Source organism: Subsaximicrobium wynnwilliamsii (genome assembly GCF_007997225.1).
GTDB classification, from domain to species: Bacteria; Bacteroidota; Bacteroidia; order Flavobacteriales; family Flavobacteriaceae; genus Psychroserpens; species Psychroserpens wynnwilliamsii.
The window spans coordinates 1-775 of the sequence record NZ_VORM01000112.1; the positions used below are offsets into that span (position 1 = coordinate 1).

2 protein-coding genes are annotated in these 775 nt (G+C 32.5%); both read left to right on the forward strand.

The features are described 5' to 3' along the window. Positions 1 to 75 precede the first annotated feature (75 nt). Entirely contained in the window at positions 76 to 372 is a 297-nt protein-coding gene (locus tag ESY88_RS20720; protein WP_223270924.1) for a type II toxin-antitoxin system RelE/ParE family toxin, read from the forward strand. 45 nt (positions 373 to 417) lie between these two features. Continuing rightward, entirely contained in the window at positions 418 to 702 is a 285-nt protein-coding gene (locus ESY88_RS20725; protein WP_147088608.1) for a helix-turn-helix domain-containing protein, read from the forward strand. The last annotated feature ends 73 nt before the right edge of the window (positions 703 to 775 follow it).

The following is a 775-nucleotide window of genomic DNA, read 5'->3' on the forward strand; positions in this document are numbered from 1 at the left end:
AAAAAAATCCGTCTTCTTAAGAAATATTTCATTCTAAAAGGAATAGAATTGTAACTAATTCGTTACATTTGCAATATGAGAGATATCGATATTACAGAAGAATGTTTGGAATTTATCGACAAACAAAACGACAGAGTTTCGCTAAAGTTCTTCCAACTCATTGAAATTATTGGAGAAATTAAAATTGTCAACTCAAACTTTTTGAAAAAACTGCAATCAACACAATTTTATGAATTGAGGTTTAAATCTGGGAATGAATACCGAATTGTAATCTTTGCTATCGACCATCTGAATTTTGCCGAATGCACAAAAGCTGTTTGTTTGTGTGGATTTCAGAAAAAAGGAACTAAAGATTATAAAAAAAGCAATTAAACAAGCCGAAAAAATATTAGAAGATTATCTAAAAGAAAAATAATTATGGGAAAATCGATAAACGCAAAAGAACTGATTGCCAAACGTTACGGAAAAGAAGGTTCAAAAGAACGTGGAGAATTTAGAGAAGATGCTTTTTCCTACTATTTTGGAGAAATAATCAAAAATCGCAGAAAGGAATTACATATGACTCAAGAAAATCTTGCTGAAAAGGTTGGAAAGAAAAGACCATATATTTCCCGAATTGAAAATGGAGAGGATATTCAATTATCGAATTTTGCTTTACTCGCCAATGCTTTGGGACTATCAATTCAATTAACAGCTGAATAGTACTAATGGCAATCGAGTAGACGGGTGACGGTTTTATAACCGCCACTGCGCCTCTCACACCACCGTACATACG

Excerpts from the sequence above, each read along its gene's own strand:
- ESY88_RS20720 (WP_223270924.1), top strand. The coding sequence starts at position 76 with ATGAGAGATATCGATATTACAGAAGAATGTTTGGAATTTATCGACAAA.
- ESY88_RS20725 (WP_147088608.1), top strand. The coding sequence starts at position 418 with ATGGGAAAATCGATAAACGCAAAAGAACTGATTGCCAAACGTTACGGA.